29 protein-coding genes and 1 tRNA gene are annotated in these 26,979 nt (G+C 37.4%); 8 read left to right on the top strand and 22 right to left on the bottom strand.

Going from position 1 to position 26,979, the window contains the following annotated elements:
• Positions 1-50 precede the first annotated feature (50 nt).
• The 3 genes from CEQ21_RS21450 to CEQ21_RS21440 form a co-directional block, all read right to left on the bottom strand.
• Positions 51-1,055 carry a permease gene (locus tag CEQ21_RS21450; RefSeq protein WP_185766258.1) on the bottom strand — a complete coding sequence of 335 codons (1,005 nt, stop codon included), beginning with the start codon at positions 1,053-1,055 and terminating at the stop codon, positions 51-53.
• Positions 1,056-1,188: 133 nt separating this feature from the next.
• Entirely contained in the window at positions 1,189-2,109 is a 921-nt protein-coding gene (locus CEQ21_RS21445; RefSeq protein WP_185766257.1) for a CobW family GTP-binding protein, read from the bottom strand.
• Positions 2,110-2,304: 195 nt separating this feature from the next.
• Positions 2,305-2,484: an H-type small acid-soluble spore protein gene (locus tag CEQ21_RS21440; protein WP_185766256.1), complete on the bottom strand. Its 180-nt coding sequence runs from the start codon at positions 2,482-2,484 to the stop codon at positions 2,305-2,307.
• A 336-nt stretch (positions 2,485-2,820) separates the two neighbouring features.
• Here CEQ21_RS21440 and CEQ21_RS21435 point away from each other — a divergent pair, with 336 nt between their 5' ends.
• Positions 2,821-3,054, top strand: a complete 234-nt coding sequence (locus CEQ21_RS21435; protein ID WP_127737858.1) for a DUF378 domain-containing protein — start codon at positions 2,821-2,823, stop codon at positions 3,052-3,054.
• A gap of 30 nt (positions 3,055-3,084) precedes the next feature.
• On the opposite strand, the gene CEQ21_RS21430 is transcribed toward CEQ21_RS21435, so the two are convergent.
• On the bottom strand, positions 3,085-4,380 hold the full coding sequence (locus CEQ21_RS21430) for a globin-coupled sensor protein (protein WP_185766255.1): 1,296 nt from the start codon (positions 4,378-4,380) through the stop codon (positions 3,085-3,087).
• 304 nt (positions 4,381-4,684) lie between these two features.
• On the opposite strand from CEQ21_RS21430, the gene CEQ21_RS21425 reads away from it, so the two are divergent.
• A complete protein-coding gene (locus CEQ21_RS21425) occupies positions 4,685-4,861 on the top strand; it encodes a PhzF family phenazine biosynthesis protein (RefSeq protein ID WP_268879008.1) in 177 nt (58 codons plus the stop codon).
• Positions 4,862-5,008: 147 nt separating this feature from the next.
• On the opposite strand, the gene CEQ21_RS21420 is transcribed toward CEQ21_RS21425, so the two are convergent.
• Positions 5,009-6,361 (bottom strand): sensor domain-containing diguanylate cyclase, encoded by a 1,353-nt coding sequence (locus CEQ21_RS21420; protein WP_185766253.1) that lies wholly within the window; start codon positions 6,359-6,361, stop codon positions 5,009-5,011.
• 150 nt (positions 6,362-6,511) lie between these two features.
• Positions 6,512-7,192, bottom strand: a complete 681-nt coding sequence (locus tag CEQ21_RS21415; protein ID WP_185767371.1) for a polysaccharide deacetylase family protein — start codon at positions 7,190-7,192, stop codon at positions 6,512-6,514.
• Between the two features lie 245 nt (positions 7,193-7,437).
• On the opposite strand from CEQ21_RS21415, the gene CEQ21_RS21410 reads away from it, so the two are divergent.
• Positions 7,438-8,199 carry a YqcI/YcgG family protein gene (locus CEQ21_RS21410; protein ID WP_185767370.1) on the top strand — a complete coding sequence of 254 codons (762 nt, stop codon included), beginning with the start codon at positions 7,438-7,440 and terminating at the stop codon, positions 8,197-8,199.
• Positions 8,200-8,299: 100 nt separating this feature from the next.
• Here the strand turns inward: CEQ21_RS21410 and CEQ21_RS21405 are convergent, their stop codons facing one another.
• The 5 genes from CEQ21_RS21405 to CEQ21_RS21385 all read right to left on the bottom strand — a co-directional run bounded on the left by CEQ21_RS21405 (position 8,300) and on the right by CEQ21_RS21385 (position 14,023).
• On the bottom strand, positions 8,300-9,241 hold the full coding sequence (locus CEQ21_RS21405; protein ID WP_185767319.1) for an IS3 family transposase: 942 nt from the start codon (positions 9,239-9,241) through the stop codon (positions 8,300-8,302).
• The gene (locus CEQ21_RS21400; protein WP_185765678.1) at positions 9,127-9,690 is read right to left on the bottom strand and encodes a transposase; all 564 of its coding nucleotides are present in this window, start codon (positions 9,688-9,690) and stop codon (positions 9,127-9,129) included. Before CEQ21_RS21400 ends, CEQ21_RS21405 begins: the two co-directional genes overlap by 115 nt.
• Before the next feature lie 371 nt (positions 9,691-10,061).
• On the bottom strand, positions 10,062-11,321 hold the full coding sequence (locus CEQ21_RS21395; RefSeq protein ID WP_213087361.1) for an ammonium transporter: 1,260 nt from the start codon (positions 11,319-11,321) through the stop codon (positions 10,062-10,064).
• A gap of 112 nt (positions 11,322-11,433) precedes the next feature.
• A complete protein-coding gene (locus tag CEQ21_RS21390) occupies positions 11,434-12,003 on the bottom strand; it encodes a hypothetical protein (RefSeq protein WP_185766251.1) in 570 nt (189 codons plus the stop codon).
• Between the two features lie 61 nt (positions 12,004-12,064).
• On the bottom strand, positions 12,065-14,023 hold the full coding sequence (locus CEQ21_RS21385; RefSeq protein WP_185766250.1) for a primary-amine oxidase: 1,959 nt from the start codon (positions 14,021-14,023) through the stop codon (positions 12,065-12,067).
• Between the two features lie 259 nt (positions 14,024-14,282).
• On the opposite strand from CEQ21_RS21385, the gene CEQ21_RS21380 reads away from it, so the two are divergent.
• The 3 genes from CEQ21_RS21380 (at position 14,283) to CEQ21_RS21370 (ending at position 17,328) form a co-directional block, all read left to right on the top strand.
• On the top strand, positions 14,283-15,098 hold the full coding sequence (locus CEQ21_RS21380) for an AraC family transcriptional regulator (protein WP_185766249.1): 816 nt from the start codon (positions 14,283-14,285) through the stop codon (positions 15,096-15,098).
• Between the two features lie 160 nt (positions 15,099-15,258).
• Positions 15,259-15,624 (top strand): winged helix-turn-helix transcriptional regulator, encoded by a 366-nt coding sequence (locus tag CEQ21_RS21375; RefSeq protein ID WP_185766248.1) that lies wholly within the window; start codon positions 15,259-15,261, stop codon positions 15,622-15,624.
• Positions 15,625-16,143: 519 nt separating this feature from the next.
• Positions 16,144-17,328 carry an MFS transporter gene (locus tag CEQ21_RS21370; protein WP_185766247.1) on the top strand — a complete coding sequence of 395 codons (1,185 nt, stop codon included), beginning with the start codon at positions 16,144-16,146 and terminating at the stop codon, positions 17,326-17,328.
• Positions 17,329-17,421: 93 nt separating this feature from the next.
• On the opposite strand, the gene CEQ21_RS27305 is transcribed toward CEQ21_RS21370, so the two are convergent.
• A complete protein-coding gene (locus CEQ21_RS27305) occupies positions 17,422-17,556 on the bottom strand; it encodes a hypothetical protein (protein ID WP_268878999.1) in 135 nt (44 codons plus the stop codon).
• Between the two features lie 191 nt (positions 17,557-17,747).
• Between CEQ21_RS27305 and CEQ21_RS21365 the strand changes: the two genes are divergently transcribed.
• Positions 17,748-18,563, top strand: coding sequence for a Cof-type HAD-IIB family hydrolase (locus CEQ21_RS21365; RefSeq protein WP_213087360.1), 816 nt, complete (start codon positions 17,748-17,750; stop codon positions 18,561-18,563).
• A 149-nt stretch (positions 18,564-18,712) separates the two neighbouring features.
• On the opposite strand, the gene CEQ21_RS21360 is transcribed toward CEQ21_RS21365, so the two are convergent.
• The 3 genes from CEQ21_RS21360 to CEQ21_RS21350 all read right to left on the bottom strand — a co-directional run bounded on the left by CEQ21_RS21360 (position 18,713) and on the right by CEQ21_RS21350 (position 21,114).
• Positions 18,713-18,784: transfer RNA gene (locus tag CEQ21_RS21360), tRNA-Val, on the bottom strand.
• A 145-nt stretch (positions 18,785-18,929) separates the two neighbouring features.
• Positions 18,930-20,279, bottom strand: coding sequence for an amino acid permease (locus CEQ21_RS21355; RefSeq protein WP_185766245.1), 1,350 nt, complete (start codon positions 20,277-20,279; stop codon positions 18,930-18,932).
• A gap of 499 nt (positions 20,280-20,778) precedes the next feature.
• Positions 20,779-21,114, bottom strand: coding sequence for a hypothetical protein (locus CEQ21_RS21350; RefSeq protein WP_185766244.1), 336 nt, complete (start codon positions 21,112-21,114; stop codon positions 20,779-20,781).
• A gap of 98 nt (positions 21,115-21,212) precedes the next feature.
• Here CEQ21_RS21350 and CEQ21_RS21345 point away from each other — a divergent pair, with 98 nt between their 5' ends.
• Positions 21,213-21,986: a serine/threonine protein kinase gene (locus CEQ21_RS21345; protein WP_185766243.1), complete on the top strand. Its 774-nt coding sequence runs from the start codon at positions 21,213-21,215 to the stop codon at positions 21,984-21,986.
• Positions 21,987-22,001: 15 nt separating this feature from the next.
• Here the strand turns inward: CEQ21_RS21345 and CEQ21_RS21340 are convergent, their stop codons facing one another.
• The 7 genes from CEQ21_RS21340 to CEQ21_RS21310 form a co-directional block, all read right to left on the bottom strand.
• A complete protein-coding gene (locus tag CEQ21_RS21340; protein ID WP_185766242.1) occupies positions 22,002-22,190 on the bottom strand; it encodes a hypothetical protein in 189 nt (62 codons plus the stop codon).
• A gap of 98 nt (positions 22,191-22,288) precedes the next feature.
• Positions 22,289-22,945, bottom strand: a complete 657-nt coding sequence (locus CEQ21_RS21335) for an MtnX-like HAD-IB family phosphatase (RefSeq protein WP_185766241.1) — start codon at positions 22,943-22,945, stop codon at positions 22,289-22,291.
• Between the two features lie 36 nt (positions 22,946-22,981).
• Complete coding sequence (gene fosB, locus CEQ21_RS21330; protein WP_185766240.1) at positions 22,982-23,404, bottom strand: metallothiol transferase FosB; 423 nt, start codon at positions 23,402-23,404, stop codon at positions 22,982-22,984.
• Positions 23,405-23,561: 157 nt separating this feature from the next.
• Entirely contained in the window at positions 23,562-24,344 is a 783-nt protein-coding gene (gene kduD, locus CEQ21_RS21325) for a 2-dehydro-3-deoxy-D-gluconate 5-dehydrogenase KduD (protein ID WP_185766239.1), read from the bottom strand.
• Positions 24,345-24,379: 35 nt separating this feature from the next.
• Positions 24,380-25,219 (bottom strand): 5-dehydro-4-deoxy-D-glucuronate isomerase, encoded by an 840-nt coding sequence (kduI, locus tag CEQ21_RS21320; RefSeq protein WP_185766238.1) that lies wholly within the window; start codon positions 25,217-25,219, stop codon positions 24,380-24,382.
• A 31-nt stretch (positions 25,220-25,250) separates the two neighbouring features.
• Positions 25,251-26,264: a sugar kinase gene (locus tag CEQ21_RS21315; protein WP_185766237.1), complete on the bottom strand. Its 1,014-nt coding sequence runs from the start codon at positions 26,262-26,264 to the stop codon at positions 25,251-25,253.
• Entirely contained in the window at positions 26,261-26,914 is a 654-nt protein-coding gene (locus CEQ21_RS21310) for a bifunctional 4-hydroxy-2-oxoglutarate aldolase/2-dehydro-3-deoxy-phosphogluconate aldolase (protein WP_185766236.1), read from the bottom strand. The genes CEQ21_RS21315 and CEQ21_RS21310 overlap by 4 nt, the downstream gene beginning before the upstream one ends.
• Positions 26,915-26,979 lie beyond the last annotated feature (65 nt).

Raw genomic sequence — 26,979 nt, 5'->3', positions numbered from 1 at the left:
TCTACTTAATTAGCATCTCCCTTTATAACAGTTGTATATTCAGTACTCTCTTAAAGGAAATACCCTGCGATAATCGACAAGGTAAAGACGATCGCCGAGACAACGATAATAAACACAAGTACAAATTTAAATCGAAAGGATGCGAGCATAACAAGCGTGTTTTTGAAATCCAGAATCGGTCCAAAAACAAGGAAGCCTAAAATTGCTTCTGGCTGGAAGGTTTTTGCGAAAGAAACTGCCACAAATGCATCTGCTTCAGAGCATAATGACAGAATATAAGCTAAAGCCATCATAACAGCCGTGCCCTTAAACGGATTCTCCCCTGCAAGTCCATATAAGGCATCCTGAAAGTAGACTTGAGCAACTGCCGCAAAAAGTGCGCCAATAATGAAATACTTAGCAACTGCAAAAAATTCAAAGCTAGTATGGTGAAGTATTCCTTTCCATTTGGAATCACCTTTATTTTCATTTATAGGAACATTGCCGACTAAATCTTCTTTATGCATTTTTAAAACATTCTTTTTGGAGAAATATTTATGCATGATAAAACCGACAATAACAGCAGCCAAAACACAAATGATAAATCTACCATATACAATCGGCATATTTAATCGGAATGCGTAATAAGTGCTGCCGAATACAATAAAATTTAAAATTGGTGCACACATCAGCAATACGACTCCGACATGAACAGGAACCCCTTTTTGAATGAGCCTGCGGACCACAGGAATAATTGCACATTCACACACAGGCGTGATAACAGCAACAAGAACGCCAACAAAAATCGCGGCGATTGGATTCTTCGGAATAACTCTAGCAATCATTGCTTCTGAGACATAAATATTAATAACAGACGAAGCAATGGCTCCAAGCAAAAGAAAAGGCAGGGCCTCAAGAAAAATCGCCAGGAACACGATAAAAATAGATTGAACATCCTCTGACAGCAATTGCTCCATAAATGGCAGGGCTGATACATCTCCGAAGAAAAATAAATACATCAAGAATAGGAATAATGCAAATACGATAACATCTTTTATACTAGTAGGTATGGACATATCTATCTCCTTTTAATAATAGTTCACATCATGTCTCTCTATCTTTTACTCTATGCGAAATAGTCTTTCATTATGTCTACCTTTACTGCTAATAAAAAAAGTCTGCAGAATTATTCCTGCAGACTAGCCAATTTTATATATGTAACTCTCCTTTTTGTAAGTTGTCACCTATAAGCACAATTTCACCTGGATAATGTGGGCTTTTGTCTAGCTTTTGCCATTCCATTAGCCCAGAAGCATACTGAAAATGATACCATTCTTTGTCTTCTTTAATTTTCACAATACCCTTTGCTCTTAACAGCTTATCTTCATACTGTTCTAGCATTGTTATAATATCCTGCTTTGATGCCACTTTGTTAAAATGAAGCTTGACTGCTTTAATATGGTGATGATGGTGATGACGCCCTCTCTCTTCCTCTTGCGGTGAAGGTAAGGTGGTATCATTTCCGTCTAAATAAAGAGTAATGCCATCTCCATATGCTGTATGAATAATTGGTGCTTGTTTATTGTACTTCCGGATTATTTTCTCTGCTTTTTCAATCGCTGCTTTTTCCGTTAGTTGATCCATTTTATTTAAAATAAGTAAGCTTCCTCTTTCAATCTGCTCTTTCTGAAGCTGTCTTACTTCCTTCGAACTTGAAAAGATGCTTGTATATTCGCCGACACGAAGACCATCCACCACACATATACTTTCCCTCAACCGATAATGTTCCTTAAACCGCTCCTCTTGAAAGGTGTCAATTATTTCCGATGGATTAGCAACACCTGTTCCTTCAAGCAGCACAACATCAATTTGTTGATTATCCGCTAATTTGGCAACCTCGTCTAAAGTTGTCCGCAAATCATCCTTAACAGAGCAGCAAACACAGCCGTTTAACAGCTCAAACAATGACTCATCTTCAAATAAATGCTTTTCTAAATTGGCATTCCCTAATTCATTTAGGATGATCGCGTACTTTTTGTTCATCGTCTTAAAATATTGCATGCATTTCAACAAGGTGCTGGTCTTTCCGCTGCCTAAAAAACCGTTAATTAAATAGACCTCTGTTTTCATAAACTCCTCCTATAAGCACAAATCTTTTTCAAAATGTATGCGAGGCACAGATTATTTAGAACAAGCGGGTTTTTTTCATACAAAAAAAGCCCAGCAACCGGGTAGTGACTCCTTAAAGTTAGCTTTCAATTCTAACTTTTAGGGTGCAGTTCTCCTTCATGGGCTTTTCCTCTATTAATTATTATACTAAAGCCTTTACATTTCTTTTAAGCTTGCAATATCTACTTCTGTTCTTTCTTCAATACCGCCCACTAAATGCACAATGGCCGTCTGATCTTCCTCTTTAATCTCATCAATCCAGATGGATACTCCGTTGTATTGGACTTCGATTTCTGCAGGAGAAGATAAGATCTGTTTCGCTCTATTGATGTCCACTTTTTCCACCTACTTTCTTCATCAGAGATTGCCTGCTTAGCTAATTTTATGAACAAAAGGTCCATTTGGTTCCAAAAATGGTCAAATGCTCCTTTAACATTATGTGTGGTTTTGTTTTTTTCTATTCAAGATATTTCAATCATAATTCCTTTATGCATGTACCATCTGTATCCCAAGCTCCAGTCTTTCAAAGTTAAATAAAATAATCTATTATTTGTGTTTTTTTTGTTTGCTCCTTATTACTGGATACATTTACCTTTTCGCAACATGTTTCACATCCGTTTAAACAGTGTAAATACAAACTAAGAACAAAATACACTTAAAGGAGGAATAATCATGACAGCATTACAGAAAACAGCATTAGTTCTTACTATTATCGGAGCAATTAACTGGGGGTTAATCGGATTCTTTCAATGGGATTTAGTTGCAGCAATTTTCGGCGGACAAGATGCAGCATTATCTAGAATTGTTTACGGTGTAGTTGGTATTGCGGGATTAATTAATATCGGTATGTTATTTATGTCTCCGAAGGAACGAACTTCTGACCAACATGTAAGAACAAACCACTAAAAGAAGCTGGCGCTGCCAGCTTTTTTTGTGTTATTCCATATCATTGGCTATTAAGGTTAATTTATCCGCAGAAACAGCCACCTCTTTGAAATCGATGCCCATTTCATTTATTACATGCAGGAACGAAGCAAGCTCCTCATCTATTCGGTTATTTTGCACTTTTGTTTCACGCATTGCCTCAAAAATATGCTGGAAGTGCTCAGCAGTTTCCTGCATATTTTCATTACCTTTCGTAATCTCATCCATGATTTGATCAAGGGAAGCAGTTAGTTTTTCCGTTTGGCCATTTGTATTTTGAATGAGTGCTGCCACATTTGCGACTGATTTTTTCGTGTCATCAGAAAGCTTCCTCACCTCACCGGCAACAACGGAAAATCCTAAACCATGCTCCCCTGCTTTCGCTGCTTCAATTGCAGCATTTAAGGATAACAGATTCGTTTGGTCGGCAATTCCTTTGACAATATTGATAATTTCAGCCATTTCGTTTGTGATAGAAAGCAAAGCATGGACATCCTTTGAAATGTCGTTTACCTTTTGATTGATGTATACCATATTGTCTGCTTGGCTGTTAATCTGTTCTTTTCCATGTATTGCCTTGCCTTCTGCAAGGCTCGCAAGGTCAGCCCCTTTTCTGGCGAAGACAATAATATCATTTGACTGATTAATAAGACTTTGAAACGATTGATTCGTTTCTTCCGAAATAGACGCCAGGTTTTGCGAAGCTTCTGTAACACTGTGACGGATTATAATTTTCTCCTTTTCCGCTGCTTGCTTAATCCGTGCTGATTCGGCATCATATGCCTCTAGTACGAGCTGTTGTTCTAAATTTAGTATTTTCGATACAGCCTTAATCATCGGCATATGTGACTCTTTATTTGGAAAGTGTTCCTCTATTATCGCTAGAAGTGACAAAAGCAAATCCTGAAATGCACACATATACCATTTCGTCTGCAAGCCGATTCTGACGTGAACATGTGCAATGCGAATACGCTTTTCCATAAACTGTGAATTCACTTCACCTGCAAACATTTCACATATATGTGTGCGTAATGTTTTTTTCAAGCGTTCAATCGAACTGTTATCATTAATAATCCCTAGCAGAGACGGTTCATTTTCTAGGTTTTTATAGAATCTATCTACAATTGCATCTATATGCTGCAGCACAAAAGGATGCATTCTTTTTATTTGAATTAGATCCTCTGGTGTTAAACCTATCATTTGAACTTGTTTATAAACCTCACTATGTGCATCAACTTTCAACTCTACATCCTTTAAGGTAATCCGGGCATCAATGCCCTGTTTTTCTCTCTTTTTTGTAAATATCATTTCCCCCACCCCAACTTTTATCCTATGTCAAACTAAGAATACCATATGATTTCCAGTTAAGATATATCCCTTCATTAACATCTAATAGGTATAAATAACTATTTTATATCCAATATAAATACTCTGAAAAATGGCTTAATTCTACCTTTGGAACGCAAGTTCATTTACTTGTTTGCGAGAACGTAATAAGCTACAGCAAGCAATTATATATAATGGAGAATATTAGGTTGAAAACGTTACCGACTTTACTGCAACATAAAACACTATGGAGGTAACATTGTAGCAGATATACTAAAATGCAGATATTTTAACTGAAGTCGAGATGCAGCGAATTGTGAATGAGTTAAATCTATCTGAACCTGCTTTTCTGCTGCAATTAGTGGATAATCCTGCAGATTATAAAATAAGCAGTTTCAAACCAGCAGAGGAAGTGGATTTTTACGGGCAGGCAACAATTGCTGCTAGAATAATGGGGAATTAAGGTAGTGTGTCCCGTTACTATTACAAATGGGGAATTAAGGTAGTGTGTCCCGTTACTATTACAAATGGGGAATTAAGGTAGTGTGTCCCGTTACTATTACAATGGAAGGAAAGCACTTGCTCTAATTAAAACAACTTCTTAGATTTTTTAAGAAGTTGTTTTTGTATTACTATTCACAATATGACAGCTTGCTTCTGAATAAAATTGGTACTGACCCCTGCCATTATTTTTTGCAGCATACAAGGCCATATCTGCCTTATTCAATAATGCTTCAATAGCGATATCGTCCATTGGGTACAAGGAAACACCCATTGAAGAAGTTGTTCTCAGCATATACTCATTATCTAACTTCCATGGCTCTTTCAGATTCTCACATAATCTGGATATGATTTTTACCGCTTCTTCTTTACTGTTAAGTCCTTCTATCGTGATGATAAATTCATCTCCACCTACTCTGGCAATTTTATCGGTTTCACGTAAATTATTTTCAATCCTTTTCACATACAGTGCCAGCAGTTTATCACCGATTTCATGACCGTAAGTGTCATTAATTTGCTTAAAAAAATCAAGATCAAGGTATGCAAGTGCTAACAATTTTCCGGTTTCTTCTGCATCCTTTATTAAATTAGGCAGACTTTCCATAAAAGACCGTCTATTAGGTATTTTTGTTAAATAATCCTGATATGCCATTTTTTCCAGCCTGTGTTCATACTGTTTACGCTCTGAGATTTCTCTTGCAGCTAAAATGATATACTCTATTTCTCCAGATTGCTTTTTCACACAAGAGCAGTTTGCTTCAAACCATCGATATTGTTTGTATTCATCAATGAGTCTTAATTCAAATTTATGTTCAAGTGTTTCCTTGTTTGACACTTTATCAAGCCGTTCTTGTATGTCAATTACATCATTTGGATGTACTTGTGTTATGATATTTTCTCGTTTAAGCAAATCGCTGTTTATGCCCATTATTTTTTCATAGGATGGCGAAGCATATTGAATGAAACCATCCCTATTAACAAGCAGGATAATATCCTTCATATTTTCTGTAATGACTCTAAATTTCCGTTCACGTTGATATAGTAAGTTCTCCGATCTTTTACGGTCCGTTATATTGCGCGACACGATAATCAAATGACTTCTGTTTCCTTCATCATCAAATACAGGGGTTTTAATTACCTCCCAAGTATGTTCGACACCATGCTGATCAAATAAGGTTTTTTCCATCTTAAAAGCACTGCCGTTATTCCAAGCTTCTTCGTCTGTCTGATAGTTATTAATAAACTTTTCTTCCAATTCTGGAATCAATTCCGCAAGCTCCAGATCTGTTTTGCCTTGATACGAAATAGAAGCTAAACAATATGTATCAATGACTTTTTTATTCGCCAAAATCCATTTGCCTGAACCGTCCTTTAAGACAATAAATTCCTCAATCATATCAATAAGCAGGCGAAGCTCGCCCTCATGATGCTTCAAAAATGAAAGGTGCTGAGTAAAGTCCATAAGATTAACCCTTTCTATTTCTGTATTAACTAGTTCTTTAGTACTGTATATGATTTATTATATGAGCGATGAAACCGGATAGCAATGATTATATCCTATGTAAATTAATCCAATTCAATAAAAGTGTTTAAGGGTTGTTTATTGTGGTTTTTATTTAGTTTCCGCTGCTTGAAGTTCATTTATGGTAACGAACCTGTAACCCATATCCGTTAAAGTTGTTAATATTCCTTCTGCTGTTTTATATTCATTCCCTGTCATATCATACATTGGGTGAAGTAATATAATCGATCCTGGGCTTATATTTTCCTTAACATACTTCACTTTGTCTTTTGGATGTTGATAATAACTGTCAGGCTCAAGATTCCAGGTGATTGTTTCCCTATCATGTTTGTTTAAATAATAAGGTAAACCTACTAATTTTTTTCCGTTAGGTGGACGAAAATCAATTTCTCCATCAAAGCCTGCTTCTCGTATTAATGCATCTGTACTTTCTATTTCTTCTTTCATAAAGCTAATAGACTTAAAAACCATACGATTATGAGAATAGGTGTGGTTGCCGATTTGATGCCCTGCGGATACTATGTTTTCTGCTGCTGGTATATTTTCTTTCAATTCTCTTCCTATAAGAAAAAAGGTCGCCTTGGCATTATATTTGTCCAACAGTGGAAGCAGTTCATCCACATTTCCTGTCGGTCCGTCATCAAATGTCAAAGCTACTAGCTTTTCCTTTGTTTCCACATGATCTACAATTGTACCAACCAATTGAAAGGTACGTGAGTTCATTAATTTATATACACCAAATAAGCAGAAAAAAGCTAAAAATACGATCATTACTGTTTGAATTAACCGTCTCTTGTACAAGTTCTTCACTCCATTCTCTACTTCCAATCAAAATCTTTTTCTGCATTTCAAAGAAATTAGCTATTTTTTAAGGATTAAATATCTATTCTTGACAAAGTCTGAAAACCCTCTCCCTTTGTTGATTTTCCTTGCTCATCTTCAACCAAAAAGTATGGACATCTTCCCTTTTGATTTGGAATGAATACAGTATTAGTACATACAGTGAGGTGAGAATAATTAATAGTCTGTTTGATAAAGAAACATTAGAACAAAACAGTTCTGATGGATGGCAGAAGGCAGCCTTTGATGCGTTTAAAATAAAAATGACAGATAAAGAAAAACCTTTTCCATGCATACCTGCGGTGATTGGATTTAGTACAAATGAATTAAGATACGGATTTCTCGGTGATCCTCGTGAAGATAACAGCAGCGTTAAGTTCGCAGATTTGTTGAAGACCTACACAGATGCTTCTCGGTCCTTTGGAAAATACACTTCCCTTATTGTCTTTTATGAAACCCCTGCTGACTTGCAGGATATAAGTGTCGAACAATATGAAGAGATTTTTTGGGAGCAGCTAGGGAAACTAGCAAGCCTTGACGATATGGAATGGCCACACCATATCCCTAGGGATCCTGACCATTCTTTATGGGAGTTTTGTTTTTTTGGTGAACAATACTTCATGTATTGTGCGACACCTGCACATATAAATCGGCAAAGCAGGAATTCACACAATATGATGCTTGCCATAACCCCAAGATGGGTGCTGCAGGAATTTAATAAAAAGCCAACAGTAGCTGGGCGAATTAAAACTAAAATTCGGAAAAGACTTGGAAACTATGACTCGATTGACATTCACCCTGCCTTACACAGTTACGGAGAATTAGATAATCAAGAATGGAAGCAATACTTTCTCCGTGATGATGAGACTATCCCAATGAAATGCCCCTATCATCGTGTTTTGAAAGCATTGGGCTTATATGACGTAAAAAAGGAATAATGTAAAGTTGTTTACAATTCTTAAAGTAAGTTATTGTTCACTAACTAAAAATAAGAAAAGACCACTCTCTGGTAGTGACCCCTTAAAGTTAGAGTTTTTATTATGCAGCTAATTGGCTGGCATGAGTTCGGAATTTTACCGGACTCATGCCGGCCAGTTTTTGTTTAATTCGATCGTTGTTATAGTAATGGATGTACTTCTCAATCTTCATATTCAATGTTTCGTAAGAAATTAATTGTTCTCCGTAATACATTTCCTGCTTCAGTAAGCCAAAGAAGTTCTCCATTGCTGCATTGTCTGCACATGTTGCTTTGCGAGACATGCTTTGGTACATCTTATTTTCTTTCAATGTTTGTACCCATTTGTAGTGCTGATAGTGCCAGCCTTGATCGGAGTGAATGGTTGTTCGATATTTGGCACGCTCTTGAATAATAGGAAGCACCTGTTTTAATGAATCCATCACAAATTCCAGCGTTGGACTTTTAGACATACTAAACCCAATAATTTCCCCGTTATATAAATCCATGATAGGGCTTAAATACAACTTCTCATCATTTGTACATTTGAATTCCGTTACGTCGGTCACAACTTTTTGAAGGGTATGTGGTGTGTGGAAACGACGGTTCAAACGATTTTTCGCCACTTTCCCAACCGTACCTTTATACGATTTGTAGCGTGATTTACGCACGAATTTTTCGCATTTCAAACCTAGCTTCTTCATGATACGTTGTACTTTCTTATGGTTAACGGGGTAACCTTGCATTTTCAATTCCGCATGAATACGACGGTAACCATATCTGCCTTTATGCTTCTCAAACGTCTCTAAAATCAACGTTTCCCACGTTTCATTTGGATCCTTTTGTTTCATCTGTTTGATTTGATAATGATACGTTGCCTCTGGAATTTCCACTTGTGTTAAGACATCTTTTAATCGGAATCCTTCTTCTTTAAGTTCGAAGGCGATGGCTGCTTGTGCTTTTCGAGGAAGGCATCCGGATTCTCTCGAAAAGCCTTCAACTTTTTTAAATAGGCAACCTCTAATCGAAGCATTTCATTTTCACGTTCTAACTGTTCCTCACGTGACATTGGTTTATTCTGTTTATTCGCTGTTGTTTTTGGTTTTTTAGACATAGACGGGCGCCCCTTTGCTTTTTGTTGCAGGCCCTCTATTCCTTCTTTTTCTAATTTACTGTTCCATTTGGCGATTAAACTCGGATTATTTATCCTAAATTGAATCGCTGTCTCTTGAAAAGAAGCACCTGTTTGTTTCCTAAAGTGTAATACATCCAATTTGAATTGAACAGGGTATTCCTCATTAGCTATTTTCCGTTGTAACCCTTTTTCGCCAAAAGCTTTATAAGCACTTACCCAATTCTTAATTGGTGAAGAAGATGGAATACTGTATTTTTGCGCCAATCGGTCATAACTTAAAGCACTTTTCAAATACTCTTGAACAATTTTTAGTTTGAAATTCCCACTATATTTAGCCATAAAAAAACCCCCCAAAAGTTAGATTTCAACTCTAACTTTTGGGGTGCAGCACCTCTTCTGGAATTTGGTCTTTTCTTATTTGCACATAGAATTATATTCTTGGTTCAATAGATAGTTATTACTGGGTAATCCTAACAATAACACTAAATAGGAAGCTACATTTCTTTTAAAAAAAAGAAAAAGAGGCTGGAACAAAACAAAAGATAACCTTTCTAAACACGAGTAATAAAATTACATCAATATAATTTTTGTATTTTAAAAGAACAAACAAAAAAAACGAACTATCCAATTGAAATTCGAATGGATAGTTCGTTTTTTATACTGATTCATATACTTATGTCCCAGCCTCCACAGATATTGTATTACTTCACTTACGATACATGTGTGTCATTCACACCTATCGTCTCAGTAGTTGAGTTATAGGCTCTTTCTTCGTGAAGACTAATGTCTAGGCCCATTATCTCCTCTTCTTCCGTTACACGTAAAGGCACAAATAATTTCACTATTTTTAGGATAAGAAATGTCCCGACAACACCAAGCACTAATGCTGTTGCCACACCTGTAACTTGATGTAGAATCAGGCTGGGATTTCCGTACAGCAAGCCGTCATTCCCGGCAGGGTTTACACTTGTTGTCGCGAAAATACCTGTTGCAATGGAGCCCCAAATTCCGGCTAAACCGTGAACACCAAATGCATCTAATGTATCATCATATCGGAATTTTTCTTTTATAAAGTTAATGCCATAATAGCTAACTGGTGCAGCAAGTAAACCGATAACAATGGCAGATAGAACTGTAACAAACCCTGCTGCTGGTGTGATTCCAACAAGACCAGCAATGGCTCCTGTGGCTGTGCCAACCAATGTTGGCCGCTTGCGCACTTTCCATTCGATCAGCAGCCAACTCAAACCACCAGCAGCAGCCGCAACTTGGGTATTAGCAAAAGCAAGTGCCGTTACATCATTAGCACCAAGTGCACTGCCTGCATTAAAGCCGAACCAGCCAAACCATAGTGTTGCTGCACCAATTAAAAATAGTACAATATTATGTGGATTGTTCTTTTTCTGCAAATGTTCATATCTTGGTCCTATAATGACAGCGGCAGTAAGAGCACTAACTCCAGATAGAATATGAACAACAGTGCCGCCAGCAAAGTCAAGCTCTCCAAGTTGTGCTAACCAGCCGCCTCCCCAAACCCAATGAGCCATCGGTGCGTAAATGAAAGTAATCCATAAAACACTGAAGAGAATCCATGCCGGGAAAGAAATGCGTCCGGCAATCCCCCCAGAAATAATTGCAACAGTTATAGCTGCAAACGCACATTGGAAGATAGCAAACGTATAATGCGGAATCGTATAAGTGCCAAACGCAGCTTCTCCACCAACCCCATTAAAGCCTAAGTATTCCAAGCTCCCGATAAGTCCGCCATTATCTGTTCCGAAGCTTAAGGTATATCCCCATAACACCCATACGAGTGTGATAACTAACAAGCTAACAAAACTGTGCATCATTGTGGAAACAACATTGCGATCACTCACTAATCCTCCATAGAAAAGTGCTAAACCTGGAACATGCATAAAGATAACAATGGCTGTTGCAACCAGCATCCAAGTTGTATCACCTGAATCGATTACCGTTTCTGTTGTTGCTGCTAATGTATTTATTGGCACAGGAATAAGTAAGAAAAGCAGCATGACAAATAATTTTTTTGCCAACATCAATTCCTCCTTTGATTCATTAGTATTAATGCTGATGTTGATGATTCATTTCCGTGGTATCATCTGCTGCCTTTGCATTTGTTTCCATTATTACAGCAATACCTACAACTGAAATAGAGAGAATTACACTAACAAAAATGGGAGTTAATTTCGTTTTTATCAGCGCATCCTGTTTAACAGCCTCTTTATTAATGGTAAATAGTAAGGATAATATCGATAATAAATAGATGATGTCCATTGCTACAATGAGAAAGGTTTGCCTGTTTGCCGGGGTCATATCTCCAAGCATCGCGCCCATCATCGCTCCCATAAAGCTGGCAGACAATGTTTCTATCATTCCATTAACACCAAAATGCTTTCCTGTAAAATAGGTACAAACACCGCTGAAGAAGATGGATAAGATAGTGGTATAGGCTAATTCACCTGGAATGAATAATGAAAGCATGAGACCAATCATCGTACTGCTAACCATTCCTAAGCCCATGGAAATACACTTGCCTGTCGAGGCACTGACAAGATGTTTTTTCGAGGCCGTGTATATACTAAAAAGTATCGTGTAAGCAACGATTAATGCGGAGCTAATCATAATTAACATGTCTTCACCTCATTTAATATAATGCGGGAGTTGGTTAAAAAGCCAAGCTCCCGTTTCCTTGTTAATGGCAAGTAGAATCATTATTTGAACTGCAGGAAGCTTTTGCTTTTGGACGTGGCAAATCAAGGGCTGGGTTACGGTCAAAAAATCCGTTTGGTTTTAATTGAAAGCTCTGATACGCAGTTGGCATTACTGGCCAGTCCTCTGGTCTAGTTATATGGTGATGTCCCATTGTATACCAGACAACAATGTCCTCGTTCTCAATGTTACGGTCAGCCTTCACATAATGCTCTAAGCTATCTCCCCCCTTTGATTGGTTCGGATATTTTCCAGATGCATACATTTGATCACGATCGTATTTTGTAACATGAAGATGATTTTTTATAAAGCCTGCCCTTTTTATGACACTTGCATCATCTGTCGCGAATGGAAAACAATTTTCACCAGTGACAAGCTTATAACCAACTTGCTGGCCTAAATAGTTTTTCGAATTCGGATTGACGATTTTCCACGTTTTTTGGGTGGCCAAATCAATATTGCTTACGGATTCTGATTCTGATTTGAAGGCTTTTGCTATCGTATAAAAAGCATTATTATTAGGATTTTCTGGACCTGCCTTTTCTGCGACTGTGTACGATTCAACGAGAGAGTTTTTCACACCATCCAAAATTGGATCAATTCGGAAATTAAAGAAATGCTGATGATACGGAGCATTCACCTGTGGCGCAACCTCTGTTCCATATTTAGGAACCTCACCAACATCTAATGCACCGACATTTAATATTCCAGTCAGTTTCACTTCACACTCAATCGTGCCATCAGGATAGAAGGACCAGAAAAATCCGTAATCATAATTCGCAACTGTTGCAAAGAACGACAGAACTAAGCGACGAGAACGCCTCACCTCTACACTGTTTGTTCGCCAATCCGTATGCTTCCAGGCGACCCCATAATCCTCTTCATGCAAACAAACGGCATTTTTTACGATAAATGGTTCGCCTTTGCTATTTGACATTACTGCATCAAAATATTTTATAAAGCCGACACAGTCACAGCCAAGCTCTAATGAATTGGCGAGCTGTCCAATGCCATATTCCCCTGCATCAAATGCGTTTTGCCAATTGTGGGCTGGGTTGGTATCACTGTAAGGTACGACCATTTCAGATAAAGCTGCCCGGAAAAGGATGGGACGAACCTTCCCTTTATCCTCATATCCGACAGTATGAAGGACAAGCCCTTCTCTAGGTGTAAATCCGAATCGAATATTCCATTTTTGCCACTTAATATGATGTCCATCAATAGCAAAGCTTGGCCCATCAGGCTGAATGATATCTAATGCTTTAACGTCTTGACGAGTATTAATAGCATAACTCTTAGCCTCTTCAGGAGTATAAGCACCATCTGTTGGTGAAATTGGTTTTACTCCGTAATCCTCAATGCGAATAATTTCCATTTTATTCACATCAACGACAGGAATAAGACCTGTTATCGGAAAAGCATAGCCATTCTCTCCTTCAGCCTGCCTTACCCATGCTAACGCTCGAACAAGACGCTTCCCTTCATCTTCTGGGATATTAAAGTAACCAGAAGACCATGGATCAATCATTACTAAGCTTGAATCAGTGATGCCGCGTTTTAAAAGTGCTGCTTGGTACTCCGAATCATTTCTTACTAATTCTTCGACTGCTTCAAATTCATCAAGAATAAAACCTGGTCGAACATCAGGAATATGCTCATAGGAAATTACTTGCTCCTTTGTCAAGGAAACGATAGCTTCGTACGTTTCGTTTATGTCTGGCTCAAGTAAAATAATGAAAACTTCCCTTTCAAACAACTCCCCCTCTTGGAATCGCAACACCAAATCTTTTTCAGGTTCATGTAAAACCACTTGAGCAAACCGTACAGATTTGGTTAAATTATTTGTTTCTCGCAATATAGCTACTGCCTTTGTAATTTCCTCTGCTGTTAACGGCTCTAAAGGATGTGTTGCTGCCTTTACTTTCACTTCAGATGCTTTCATTAGATTACCTCCGATATTCGCTAAAATTTTAATGAATGTTGTTGTTTTTAACTTAACTACATGTTTAGAATAGCTAGTTTTTTTATGAATTTATTGTAAAAAACGAACCTGATTATTTTTGTATGTTAGGTCTTCTAACAAGAAACTGTATTTAACATGATTATGCTGTTATTATTTTCCGTATATTCAAACTATTCAATTAACTAACCGTAGTAATGTCAAATCCTATTCATTTTCCATTAAGAAAGGAGTCCTAAATTTGGAAGCATTATTAAATCATGTGTATTTTCCTTCTCAGCCAGAAATTAAACAAAATACGCATCTTTATCAAGAGCTTAAACCTGCTGGTGGTTGGTATAGCCAAAACATTGCCCTGTTTTATCAATTCACTACAAATGCAAATACCTCTACGTTTCTATCACTTATACCAGATGGATGTTTCGATTTTTTATTTTGCTGTGATTCTGTCAATCCCTCAGTGTTCCTGTGGACTAGCCCCTTTTATCGAAAAACGCAACCAGAATTCCGAAAGAATTGCCAGTACTTCGGCATTCGGTTTTTCCCGGAGCAAAGTATTTTCAGTTTAAATGAAGCAATGATTCTCCTGCTTGCCCAACAAATTCCGTTAACTGACGTTATGAATGATGTTGAGCCATTAATAGAATTAATCATGACTGGTAAAACCTTTAGCGAAAGAATTAAATTATTTGAGGAATATCTACAACAAAGTCAGCTGGAATTAACAAAAGAGCAAAGCATGGTTCGTTATGCAATTGATCAAATTTATTTATCTCGTGGCACCGTTAATATTCAAGACTTAGCAAACGGGATTGGCTATTCGGAACAGCATATACGCAGGAAGTTTGAAGCGTATATTGGCTTTTCTCCTAAGCAATTTTCCCAAATCGTTCGCTTCCAAAATACACTCGATATGTATTTACATAGCCGCGAGGAAAACTTGCTGAATATTATCTATGAGAATGGCTACTACGACCAAGCACACTTTATTAAAGGTTTTAAAAAATTTATCCAGTTAACACCTAAACAGTATAAAAAGATTTTTACAGATGTTTAACATGACATGATCATAAAGAAATTCCTCCTTATCAGACCTTTTTAGCGTCTAAAATGGACGGTTTTTTTTAGGGTAAGCGAACGTTATGTTGTTTTTTTACAATTCTTTTTTTTATGAGACTACTATACTTAAGACAAGAAGCTTTCATTAGGAGGGAAAAATGATTCATCTGCGTGAAAAGAAGTTTAATTGTGAAAAGGAACTTACCCTATCCATCATTAGCGGGAAATGGAAAATACCAATTCTATGGCACTTAGGAAAGCATGGGACAAAACGGTTCGGCGAGCTAAAAAAATCATTTCCTGCTATAACTCATCGAATGCTTGTTAATCAATTAAGAGAATTAGAAGAAGCTTCTATAATTCATCGGGAAGTTTATCCAGTTGTTCCTCCTAAAGTAGAGTATTCACTTACTGAAATCGGAGAAAGTGTTATGCCAATACTAGAAGCAATGCATGTATGGGGAAGGAACTATAAGAAGGTTAATCTTGAAAACCAGTTGCCATATTTTAATGGAGCTCAGTAATACACTTATAATGCTTTGGATTGCGAAGTTAACACTTATAATATCTTAATTTCAGTCTAGTAAAAGCTTTTAGTAAAGTCATTCGAATTATAAAAACAGGCTCGAAACATCATATTTCAATGATATTTTGAGCTTCTCTCCGCAAAATTAATCGGTTAATCAATCTCCCTAGGATACAAAAAAACACAAGCTAACTCAGAAATAACCATATGAATCTTTCAAATTCCCAATTTACTTCGTGTTATTTAGAATACTGACATTACTATGCAGAATTCCTAACTGAAAAATTTAATATGTACTAATTTCCAACTTAGAATATTATACTGCATAAGAGTAAAAATGATTGAACATTCATTCTTTTTCGTCTACCCTTATATATGGAAACACTTACTTAACACTGGCTCAAAACCCACAAAAGGAAACGATTTTCGTATTATTTAATCAAAAGCCGAAATCGTCTACTTTAGAATGAAACTACCTACTTACATAATAAATTTTACTGAAAGGAGCTAATAACAAATGCAAACTGTACAAAAAAGACAAGCTTCACTGATTTTATGGATTGTCGCGTTTTTTTGGTTTGCTCAATATGTATACGTCCCATATCAAACTACCTATCTGCTGTTAGCACATGTTTCTAGTAATTTAGTTGGTGCTATTATCGGTGCATATGGCATTTCCCAGCTTCTGCTTCGGTTGCCTGTGGGGATACTTGCTGATCTTAGCAGCAATCATAAGCTGTTTATTCTTTTAGGTACCTTTTTAGCTGGCGCTGCTTCTTTTGTGCGTATTTTGTCACCTGATGAAATTGGCTTCTTAATGGCAAATATATTGTCAGGGACAGCAAGTGCCACCTGGATTTCCTTTATGATATTGTATATGAGCTTTTTTAAGAATGAAGACCAAACTCATGCAACCAGCAAAATTATTATGGCTAATAACGCAGGTATGTTACTCGGTTTTGTTACTAGCACCTTCCTGTATGATATTGTCGGCATGATGGTGATTTGCGCTTTCAGTTTAGGCGCTGGACTTATCGCCTGTCTCCTTTCTCTGTTCCTTCACACAACAACATCTGACGATCAACCTAAATTACGTGTCAGCGAGTTATTGCAAGTAATGAAGGATAAAAACCTCTTGCTTTACTCGTGTTTAGCATTAATACAGCAAGGTGTGCAAATGTCAACAACCATGTCCTTTACAAATCAAATCATTAAGGATCTTGGTGCTACAAATATGGAAATTGGGTTTTCGTCTATCATCTATATGCTTTCTGCCGTTTTGTTTGCCAAGCTTGCTTCAACAAAATTTCTTAAACTGCTTTCAAAAAAACAGTGGATCTATACTAGTTTTCTATTACTTGGCATCTACTGTCTTTTAGTTCCTCAAACAAGTTCCATTGTGATTGTTTGTGTTCTACAATTAATTCCTGGGCTAGGTACAGGTATATTATTTTCGCTCATAACGTCTCAGGCACTCCAATCGATACCGAAGCAAAAGCGTTCTACTGCGATGGGCTTCTTTCAGGCTGTCTACGCACTCGGGATGACCACTTTTCCAATAATCAGTGGCAGTATTTATGAACAATTTTCGATGAAGTTTGCGTTTATCTTTCTAGCTGCAGCTTGTTTTATTGCTTTTTTCATCTCCTTCGTTTTCTCTCGAAAGGAAGTAAAAGGAGTACTTAACAGAAATGCTTCTTAGGGGAATAACTACTTTTGGCATTAAGTATAAATTTCCGTTATGAATAGAAAAACTTTCAATCGAACCCTCAAGCACAACGATAAACTCTAAATCTTAATGCCAATGATTTGTGGCTACATATTTATCAAAATGTAGTAGTCTGCCTTTTCGAACATATAACGGAAAACCTGGTACATTGTAGTTTACTCGTTCTGATGAATCTGAAAAAATCTCTAATGCGGAATTCATTGTTACCCTCCTAAATTATACGATTTTGAAAATATTAAACCCAATTTTGATGATAATGCTAGATTGATTGTTATAAAATTAGGATTAGGAAAGAAATTCAACAGAAAAGCGTATACGATATTTAGAAAACTACAGTCACTTACTGTGAAAATAAGGGGGATCTCCGTGTGAATGAAATTAAAGTAATTATAATGGATGTAGATGGGACATTAACTAATAATGACAAGGTAATACCTGCAAAAACAAAAGAAATCTTAGTGAAAGCGCAAAAAGCTGGGGCAATCTTGGTTCTAGCCTCAGGCAGGCCCACTTCAGGATTATTGGATTTTGCCAAAGAACTAGAAATGGAAAAGCATCATGGCCTTTTAGTTTCTTTTAATGGCTCTAAAGTGGTGGATTGTGAAACAAATGAAGTATTGTTTAATGAAACGATGACAGTGGAACAAGGTCAAGCAGTGCTTGAACATATGAAGAAATTTAAAGTTATTCCGATGATTGATAAAGATAACTATATGTATGTCAATGACGTGTTTAACAATGAAATAGATTATAATGGGAATTCTATGAATATCGTAAAATATGAGTCTCGCGGTGGTAAATTCAACTTATGTGAAGTAGCAGATTTGGCTGCTTTTGCTGACTATCCACTTAATAAAATCCTAACTGCCGGTTCTCCTGATTATCTTCAGCAGCATTATAAAGACATGATGGAGCCTTTTAAAGATACGTTAAATTGTGTGTTTACGGCCCCATTTTACTTTGAATTTACCGCTCAAGGAATCGATAAAGCAAAGGCGTTAGATACCGTTCTTATTCCAAGAGGCTACAAAAAGGAAGAAATGATTGCTTTTGGGGATGGGCATAATGACGCTACTATGGTCGATTATGCTGGTATCGGTGTAGCTATGGCTAATGCGGTAGACGACTTAAAAGCTGTCGCGGATGAAGTGACTCGCTCCAATGAAGAAGACGGAATTGCTTATACATTAAGTAAATATTTTAACTAACTGTCACATAACGAATTAAGAGCCATGTTTATCATGGCTCTTTGCATTTTACGTTTAAGCCTCATCTGACTTTTTTGTAAGATTTGCAAATAAGGAATAGCAAGGCATAAAAAAAAACCACTTTCTCTTGGAAAGTGACCTTTTCTTGATGATCCGAGAGGGATTCGAACCCCCGACCCCATCCCTGTCAAGGATGTATTCTCCCGCTGAACTATCGGATCAATTTATGTAATATATTCTTACAAAATTGTCTTACTTGATGTACTTATAATAACGGATGCTTGTCTTAGCGTCAAGATTTTTTTTTGTTTGTTAAGGTTTCGTAAATAAAGGAAAAGACAGCCTGCCAGCTGTCTTTTCCAGTTCTTATCTAACGACTTTTTTACGGAATTGATAGATTGCAATTAGCAAGATGAACCAAACTGGTGTTACAAACAATGCAACTCTAGTATCCTCTGCAAATCCTAACACAACTAGGATGAATGCCAAAAACGCTAAAATGATATAGTTGGCAGCCGGGTAAAGCGGCATTTTGAATGGGTTGTTTTTTGCCAATTCTGGTTTTTGTTTTTTATATCGCAAATGACAAATAACGATGATTGCCCATATGAATAGGAAGCATACAGTCGAAATACTTGTAATGAGTGTAAATACATCCTCTGGCATAATATAATTCAACACAACTGCTACTAATATAACCACTAGTGAGAAATACAGCGCATTTGCAGGGACACGTCTTTTTGTCAATTTTGTCATTGGTGCTGGTGCATTGTCATTTTTCGCCAATGAAAACACCATTCTGCTTGTACTAAAAATCGCACTGTTACACGCAGATGCTGCAGATGTTAACACAACAAAATTGACTACACCTGCTGCTGCAAGAATACCAACTGTCAAGAATACTTGTACAAATGGACTTTCTGCAGGGTTAATGGCATTCCAAGGATAAATTCCCATGATAACAACTAACGCACCGATATAGAATATTAAGATTCTGATCGGGATGCTGTTGATTGCTTTTGGCAGTACAACCTCAGGTTTTTCGGTTTCGCCTGCAGTCAGACCGACTAGTTCAATTCCAACAAAGGCAAACACGACCATTTGGAAGGAAAGAATAAATCCGTTCATACCGTTCGGGAACATGCCCCCATGGCTCCACAGATTAGAAAAACTCGCTGTTCCTGCATCTGTTGTAATCCCTTTAAATATCATGAACAAACCTACTACAATTAAAGCTAGAATAGCAATGACTTTAATTAGTGCAAACCAAAACTCCATCTCTCCGAAAAGCTTAACTGTTGCAAGGTTCATACATAATAGGATAACTAGTAAAATCAGCCCTGGCACCCATTGGGGTACATTTGGCAACCAGTACTGTGTATACAACCCGACAGCCGTTAAATCAGCCATAGCGATTGTTATCCAGCAAAACCAGTACGTCCAGCCTGTTACAAAGGCAGCCATATTACCAAGATAATCTTGGACAAAGTCCACAAAGGAATGGTATTGCATATTGGAAAGAAGCAATTCTCCTAATGCTCGCATGATTAAAAAACAAATGATGCCTGTAAACAAATAGGCAAATAATATCGATGGACCTGCAAGATGAATCGATTTCCCTGAACCAAGAAATAATCCTGTTCCGATCGCACCACCAATTGCGATCAGCTGAACATGTCTGTTCTTTAATCCTCTCGCTAACTTTTGCTCTTGCATGATTATTCTTCACACTCTCTTTCTAAGATGTTAGCAATCAATCACTACTCTACTATTTTTATTAGCATGATTGTTTTTACATGACCATAAAAAATTGCGCTAATCATGTATGTTGTACTGCTTTTTTAGAATTTTCCCACATTTTCTATTATACATAAAAGAAAAATTATAGCATATATTTTTTCTGTTGCACATGGCTTTTTTCTTCCAAAAAAACCGATTCTAAAACATCTTAATATAGGACAAATCAGAATACACTTTGAAACAATGTTTTTTATGATTAAAATATCTGTATAGTTAAAATAGTTCGGTTCATTGCTTGCTCTCCTAACGCCTTCCGCTGGTAAATCAATAGCGTCTTCTATTTCCCTCCGTAGTCGAGTTGGCTCCATTTCACTCAGATATTTAATTATTTTAATAAATAAATCACAAAAAACCGAACAATTCATAAGAATAGTTCGGTTTTCACCTAGACTCAAACACTTTTGTCCCTGCCAATTTACTTGGATCTTTTGTACAGCAATAAACGGATAACTAATCCATTCCCTGCTGCAAGCATCAGAATATAAATGAGAAGGAGAATACCTTTGGTAAATAGATCGGGTACAGCTTGATACCAAACAGCTCCACATATCATGAGAAAACAAATGCTTGATAGGATGGATCCAACTGCAGCAAACACAATTCCTTTGCTTTTCAGAATGTACTTGCCGATTTTCCAAGCGAAAAATAATGCTGCAAAGAGGATCCCATAAAAAAGAAATTGAGTAAATATGAAATGACTGTCCAATTTATCACCTTCATTTCCCCTTTTATGTATCATATTAACGCCCATAGCTACCTATTCCTCTATTTTTATATGTACATCGTAGTACCTAAACTGCATGATTATTTGCTACAATATGGGCAGAAGTTAATTTAGGATGTGGATGCATGAATTGGAAATTTCTTCTTAAGTGGATATATGATCGACCCTTGCAAAAGGACGAACTTCTTGGAAATGATTATAAAATTGAAAAATGTGTGGGCATGGGTGGTTACGGCTTGATTTACAGATGCAGCCATATTCATACAAACAAACTATATGTTGCAAAGCAGCTGCGTCCAAGTAAGGCTTTAAAAAAAAAGGAAAAACAGCGTTTCCTGCAAGAAATTAAGTTAATTGCCTCGTTAAATCATCATCAAATTCCAAAGCTAATTGAAACAATTGAATCAGATAAAGAGGTCTTTTACGTAATGGAGTATATTGACGGGTTAAATATCGAGGATTTGCTTTTTTACGAAAAACAGACTTTCACTGAAACAGATGCTTTAAAACTGATTCAAAAGCTTTTAGATGCACTTGCTTATTTGCATGATAAGCATATTTATCATCATGATATCCGACCGCCAAATATTCTTATAAAGGAAAATAATCTTTATTTAATTGATTTTGGACTCGCCAAGCTCGCTGTCAAATCAAAGGAAGCAGAAGTGCTTAAACAGGATGATTTTTTCGATATCGGTGAATGTCTCCTCTATTTGCTGTATTCCACCTATACAGGTAAAAGAAAAAGGAAGGGCAGCTGGCTTACGGAGCTAGAACTAAATGATGCAACAACAAATATTATCAAGAAACTGCTTGGTATTGATAAGGGCTATCAAGAAATCGAAAGTATTCGTCATGATGTTGATAATGCTATAAAAAAACTCTTGCTACTGAATTAAGCAAGAGTTTTTTTGTCAGCTGCTGCTGTAGCTTTTTCGTTTATAACGATGGCTGCCACCGTATCTGTCATTTTTTCTTTTGCCAGAACTGCTGCTGCCATAATACTTGCGACTGCGGCGACTGCTGCTGTACTTTCTATGCCTGTGACGATCGCTGTGGCTTCCTGTAAGTTCCTGCACTTTACGAATGATTTTTTTAAACAAATGCTCACCCCCTATACGTTGCTAATTCCATCATATTGCATTTACATCATAAATACATGATATTAACAATATCTTTACATTACCTTAACTTTCATGTATTATTTTTCGGAGATTTGCCCAGTTTTTATAAGATGTGCTTCTATTTCGCAGAAGGATTCAAACGGGATAAAGTCGATATTTCTTTCTGCCAGCAATTCCTTTAACACATCCCTTGCATAGGTTCTGTCCGCAAATGCTGCTGGGTGAGAATCCGGTTCACTGTCTCCAGCAAAGTAGACTTTCTCATAGTCCTCCTTTAGCTTTTGAATGACAATTGCCTTGTCAATGCCATACCGCTCCGAATACTTCCAGTCTTCCTTGTTTATATTTAACTGAATATTTTTGTCTTTAAACACACCTTCATTGGAAAGCACGACAACATTTTCCAGCTTGTACTTTTCTATAATATGCTTTATGTAATAATCTGTTCCCGCACTTAAAATGTAGAAGTCGCCACCACTTTGCTGGACAGCTTTAATGAAGGCAGGCACATATTCATCAATCGGAATTCCATGCACATCCTGAATTATTTGCTCCTCCTCCTGATGAATAGCCCCAAATACTGTACTTAAAAAATCAATATCCTTGATGCTCCCGTTTTTCCACTCTTTATACAGCTCCTTTCCTTCTGGAAAATAGCGTTCAATCACAATCCAATAAAAGTCCTTCTTGGAAATGGTGCCATCAAAGTCAGATACAAAAGCCCATTTTTTCATATTTATCGTCCTTCCTTCTTCTAAATTATTACCGTTTTAATCAAACAACAGCATATGCTTTTTCGCTTCTTTATAATACGTTAGCCTGTCCTGTAAATTGCCTGAATGAAATTCAAATTTATGGCCATCAGGATCTGTAAAATAAAGCGATTGCTTGTCCCTTTCATCACGAGGTCTTCCAGAGAGTATGGTTACATTCAACTCCTCAAGCTTTTTATACAGTGTTTCCATTTCATCTTCATCTACTGTGAAGGCAATATGCGTATAAGATAAAGCGATTTCATTACGTGGTATTTCCTTTTCCTCATTGAGTGCAAGCCACATCCCATTTAAATCTAGGTATGCTGTACTACGGCCTTTAACAAGCAGTTTTGCATCGAAAATACTTTGATAAAATGCAACAGATCTGTCTAAATCGGAAACAGAAAACAAAAAATGATTAATGCCTTTTATAGCCAAGATTTAGCCTCTTTTCTTTTTATTATTAAGTTTTACGAGGAAAAGATATCCTTACAAATATTCTTTAAGGCGCTTACAAATTCCTTTTAAATAGATAGATATAAATAAAAAAACGCTATTCACTAATTTTAAGTGAATAGCGGATAATTTATCTTTTTTATCTTGCTAACCAGCCACCATCAACTGCTAAAACATGACCGTTCATATAGTCGGATGCTTTACTTGCTAAAAATACGATAACTCCCATTAAATCAGCTGGATCTGCCCAACGATTTGCGGGGATACGGGAAAGTATTTCCGCATTGCGCTTTTCATCGGCACGAATTGGTGCTGTGTTTGCTGTTTTAATATAGCCTGGGGCAATTGCATTAATCTGAATATTATATTCTGCCAGTTCATTAGCGAATGCCTTCGTTATCCCGGCAACACCATGCTTGCTCGCTGTGTATGGCGGAACAAATTTGCCGCCTTGAAATGCAAGCATGGAGGCAACATTAATGATTTTACCGCTGCCTTGTTCCTTCATAATTCTCGCTACAGCTTGGCTTAAAAAATAAACAGCATTCAAATTAATATCCATGACAGCATCCCAATCTTCCTCTTTATACTCAAGTAATGGGGCACGTCTAATTGTTCCTGCATTATTAACTAGGATATCGATTTTCCCAAATGCTTCCTGACAGGCTGTAATAGCTGCTTTCGCTTGGCTTCTGTCAGTCAAATCAGCTTGATGAAAAATTGCTGTTCTGCCTTCCTTTTCAATCAACTCTTTCGTTTCATGCCAATTATCATCATGCGTGATAATAAAGATATCTGCACCCGCTTTAGCAAGTGCCACCGCATACCCTTGTCCTAACCCTGAATTACCGCCTGTTACGATAGCGACCTGTCCATCCACTTTAAAGTAATCTAAAGAAAATTGATCAAATTGTGTAGTCATTATTATTTCCTCCTTTTTTTACTAGATTCGTATTATCAGCGCAAATCTTCCATTTTTACATGATCCATATCTGTATACGTAATATTTTCCCCGCACATGCCCCAAATGAAAGTATAATTATTTGTCGCAGTCCCTGTATGGATTGACCAGCTTGGTGAAATGGCCGCTTGCTCATTGCTCATTACTAAATGTCTTGTTTCCGCCGGCTGCCCCATAAAATGGAACACGCGAGTTTCTGGTTCCATATCAAAATACAGATATACTTCCATGCGTCTTTCATGTGTATGGCATGGCATCGTATTCCAAACGCTACCAGGTGACAGCATCGTTAAGCCCATTTGCAGCTGACAGCTTTCACACACATTCGGATGAACATATTGATAAATTCTTCGTTCATTAAGCGTACCAGGCTCACCAGCTTGAAGTGGCTCAATTTTATTAATGTCAATTTTTACGGTCGGATACTGATGATGGGCAGGTGTTGAGTTGATATAAAACTTCGCCGGGTTTTCTGGATTTTCTGAACGGAATATTACTTCCTTTGTTCCTTTTCCGACATATAAACCATCTCTTTTTTGCATGTCATATACTTCGCCATCTAAAATGACAGAACCATCTCCGCCAATATTGATAATTCCCAGTTCTCGCCGTTCTAAGAAATATTCAACACCTAATTCCTTATTTAAGGTAATTGTCAGTTCGTTTTGCGCTGGTGTTACTCCACCAAAAATCATGCGATCATTATGTGTATAAGTAAGGTGGACATAGCCTGGTTCAAAAATTGTTTCCACAAGGAAATGTTCTCTCAGTTCATCTGTCGTATATTTTTTCATGTCCTCAGGATGGATGGCATAACGAGTTGCTAATTCTGTCATTTTAAATCGCTCCTTTATTTTTATATGATTGTCAGCGGGAGATCCGCCCTGATCCTGCTTCTATAAATCTAGTGATTTCTTTTTGGGTGAATTGGCTGCAATCTCCGTAAATCGTGTGCTTTAAGGCAGATGCTGCTGTTGCGAATGCAACGATTTCGTCTGGTGCTTGTTCTTCTAAAAGTCCACATAAAATTCCTGACGCAAATGCATCCCCTCCACCAACCCGATCGACTATCGGCTGAATATCATGCACTTTCGATTGATAGAGTTTCCCGTTCATAAACAAGTTGCCTTGCAGCTCATTACGGGAAGCTGAATGCACTGTTCGGAATGTGGAAGCCATTACAGCAATATTGGGATACAACTCATTAATCTTCTCGTAATAATAGACAAGCCTTTCCTGTTTATCCCACTCATTTTTTGCTTTTGGGATACCAAGGAGATGAATAGCATCCAGTTCGCCGCATGAACAAATATCTACATATGGCAAGATCGGCTTAATTGCTGCTGCAGCCTCTTCTTGACTCCATAGTGTTGCTCTGTAGTTAAAATCAAAGCTTGTTTGGACCCCAAGTCTTTTCGCCGTTTTAACAGCCTCTAGGACCAATTCTCTTAAACTTTCTGATAATGCTAGTGTTATGCCGGAAACATGGAATATAGCAGCCTCTGCCAAAATTGTTTCCAAATTCAACTCATCACCTGTGATCTCAGAAAAACTAGAGTATTTTCTGTCATACGTCACATGCGGACTGCGCTCTCCACTGCCAGTTTCCAAATAATAGGTTCCTAAGCGTTGACCGCCTGAGAGCAGAAAGTCTGTTGATACTCCATTTCCGTGAAGATGCCGATATACACCTTTTCCTAGCGGATTATCGGGTACTTTGCTGACAAAATATGTATGAAACCCGTATCCTGCAAGGGCAATGGCGACATTTGCTTCTCCGCCTCCATAATGCATATGAAGAGTGTTTGCAGAACTGAGACGCTCACCGTCATTAGTAGACAGTCTCAGCATAATCTCTCCAAAGGTGACAACCTTTTTCATGAAGATTTCCCTCTAGCTTCCTTTACTTTTTCTACATACTGCCTCGCATAGGCGGTAACTTGCTCAAAATTGCCCACACTAGCTGGTGCTACCAAGTTGCCGCCTACACCAACAGCTGCACAGCCGTTCCCAATCCATTCATGAATATTTTCCAAGCTAACACCACCAGTTGGCATTATGTTCACATGTGGAAGTGGCGCTTTCACAGCTTTTACAAAATCTGGTCCAAAGGCGCTGCCAGGAAAGAGCTTGATTATATCAGCACCATATTCAAGCGCCTGCTTCATTTCTGTCACCGTCATACATCCTGGCATATACGGTATTTGATACAAGTTACATAGTTTAGCAGTTTCCTTGTCAAAACATGGACTGACAATAAACTGGGCACCTGCCGCAATAGCAAGTCTTGCTGTATGAGCATCCAATACTGTTCCTGCTCCAATGACAGCCTCATTTGTGTTTTCATAGCTTTCAACTAGCTCTTTAATAGCCTTTTCTGCATTCTTTACGGTGAAGGTTACTTCAATTCCGGTAATTCCCCCTTCAATACATGCTTGGGATGTTTTAACGGCTTCTTCCGGTGTGTTTGCCCGGATTACCGCAACAACCCCACAATCTGTCACTTTTTTCAAAGTATTTGCTTTATTCATATTGCACCTCCGAAAATAACGTTATATAATTTCTTATAAGGAAATCTGATTTATTATTTGGAAAC

The sequence above is a fragment of the Niallia circulans genome, assembly GCF_007273535.1.
GTDB lineage: Bacteria > Bacillota > Bacilli > Bacillales > Cytobacillaceae > Niallia > Niallia circulans_B.
Note: the sequence above shows the minus strand (reverse complement) of the source record. Positions and strands in the feature narration are given on the sequence as shown.

Excerpts from the sequence above, each read along its gene's own strand:
- CEQ21_RS21450 (WP_185766258.1), bottom strand. The coding sequence starts at position 1,055 with ATGTCCATACCTACTAGTATAAAAGATGTTATCGTATTTGCATTATTC.
- CEQ21_RS21445 (WP_185766257.1), bottom strand. The coding sequence starts at position 2,109 with ATGAAAACAGAGGTCTATTTAATTAACGGTTTTTTAGGCAGCGGAAAG.
- CEQ21_RS21435 (WP_127737858.1), top strand. The coding sequence starts at position 2,821 with ATGACAGCATTACAGAAAACAGCATTAGTTCTTACTATTATCGGAGCA.
- CEQ21_RS21430 (WP_185766255.1), bottom strand. The coding sequence starts at position 4,380 with ATGATATTTACAAAAAAGAGAGAAAAACAGGGCATTGATGCCCGGATT.
- CEQ21_RS21420 (WP_185766253.1), bottom strand. The coding sequence starts at position 6,361 with ATGGACTTTACTCAGCACCTTTCATTTTTGAAGCATCATGAGGGCGAG.
- CEQ21_RS21415 (WP_185767371.1), bottom strand. The coding sequence starts at position 7,192 with ATGATCGTATTTTTAGCTTTTTTCTGCTTATTTGGTGTATATAAATTA.
- CEQ21_RS21400 (WP_185765678.1), bottom strand. The coding sequence starts at position 9,690 with ATGGCTAAATATAGTGGGAATTTCAAACTAAAAATTGTTCAAGAGTAT.
- CEQ21_RS21390 (WP_185766251.1), bottom strand. The coding sequence starts at position 12,003 with ATGTTAATTATGATTAGCTCCGCATTAATCGTTGCTTACACGATACTT.
- CEQ21_RS21385 (WP_185766250.1), bottom strand. The coding sequence starts at position 14,023 with ATGAAAGCATCTGAAGTGAAAGTAAAGGCAGCAACACATCCTTTAGAG.
- CEQ21_RS21375 (WP_185766248.1), top strand. The coding sequence starts at position 15,259 with ATGATTCATCTGCGTGAAAAGAAGTTTAATTGTGAAAAGGAACTTACC.
- CEQ21_RS21370 (WP_185766247.1), top strand. The coding sequence starts at position 16,144 with ATGCAAACTGTACAAAAAAGACAAGCTTCACTGATTTTATGGATTGTC.
- CEQ21_RS27305 (WP_268878999.1), bottom strand. The coding sequence starts at position 17,556 with ATGAATTCCGCATTAGAGATTTTTTCAGATTCATCAGAACGAGTAAAC.
- CEQ21_RS21365 (WP_213087360.1), top strand. The coding sequence starts at position 17,748 with ATGGATGTAGATGGGACATTAACTAATAATGACAAGGTAATACCTGCA.
- CEQ21_RS21355 (WP_185766245.1), bottom strand. The coding sequence starts at position 20,279 with ATGCAAGAGCAAAAGTTAGCGAGAGGATTAAAGAACAGACATGTTCAG.
- CEQ21_RS21350 (WP_185766244.1), bottom strand. The coding sequence starts at position 21,114 with ATGGGCGTTAATATGATACATAAAAGGGGAAATGAAGGTGATAAATTG.
- CEQ21_RS21345 (WP_185766243.1), top strand. The coding sequence starts at position 21,213 with ATGAATTGGAAATTTCTTCTTAAGTGGATATATGATCGACCCTTGCAA.
- CEQ21_RS21335 (WP_185766241.1), bottom strand. The coding sequence starts at position 22,945 with ATGAAAAAATGGGCTTTTGTATCTGACTTTGATGGCACCATTTCCAAG.
- kduD (WP_185766239.1), bottom strand. The coding sequence starts at position 24,344 with ATGACTACACAATTTGATCAATTTTCTTTAGATTACTTTAAAGTGGAT.
- kduI (WP_185766238.1), bottom strand. The coding sequence starts at position 25,219 with ATGACAGAATTAGCAACTCGTTATGCCATCCATCCTGAGGACATGAAA.
- CEQ21_RS21315 (WP_185766237.1), bottom strand. The coding sequence starts at position 26,264 with ATGAAAAAGGTTGTCACCTTTGGAGAGATTATGCTGAGACTGTCTACT.
- CEQ21_RS21310 (WP_185766236.1), bottom strand. The coding sequence starts at position 26,914 with ATGAATAAAGCAAATACTTTGAAAAAAGTGACAGATTGTGGGGTTGTT.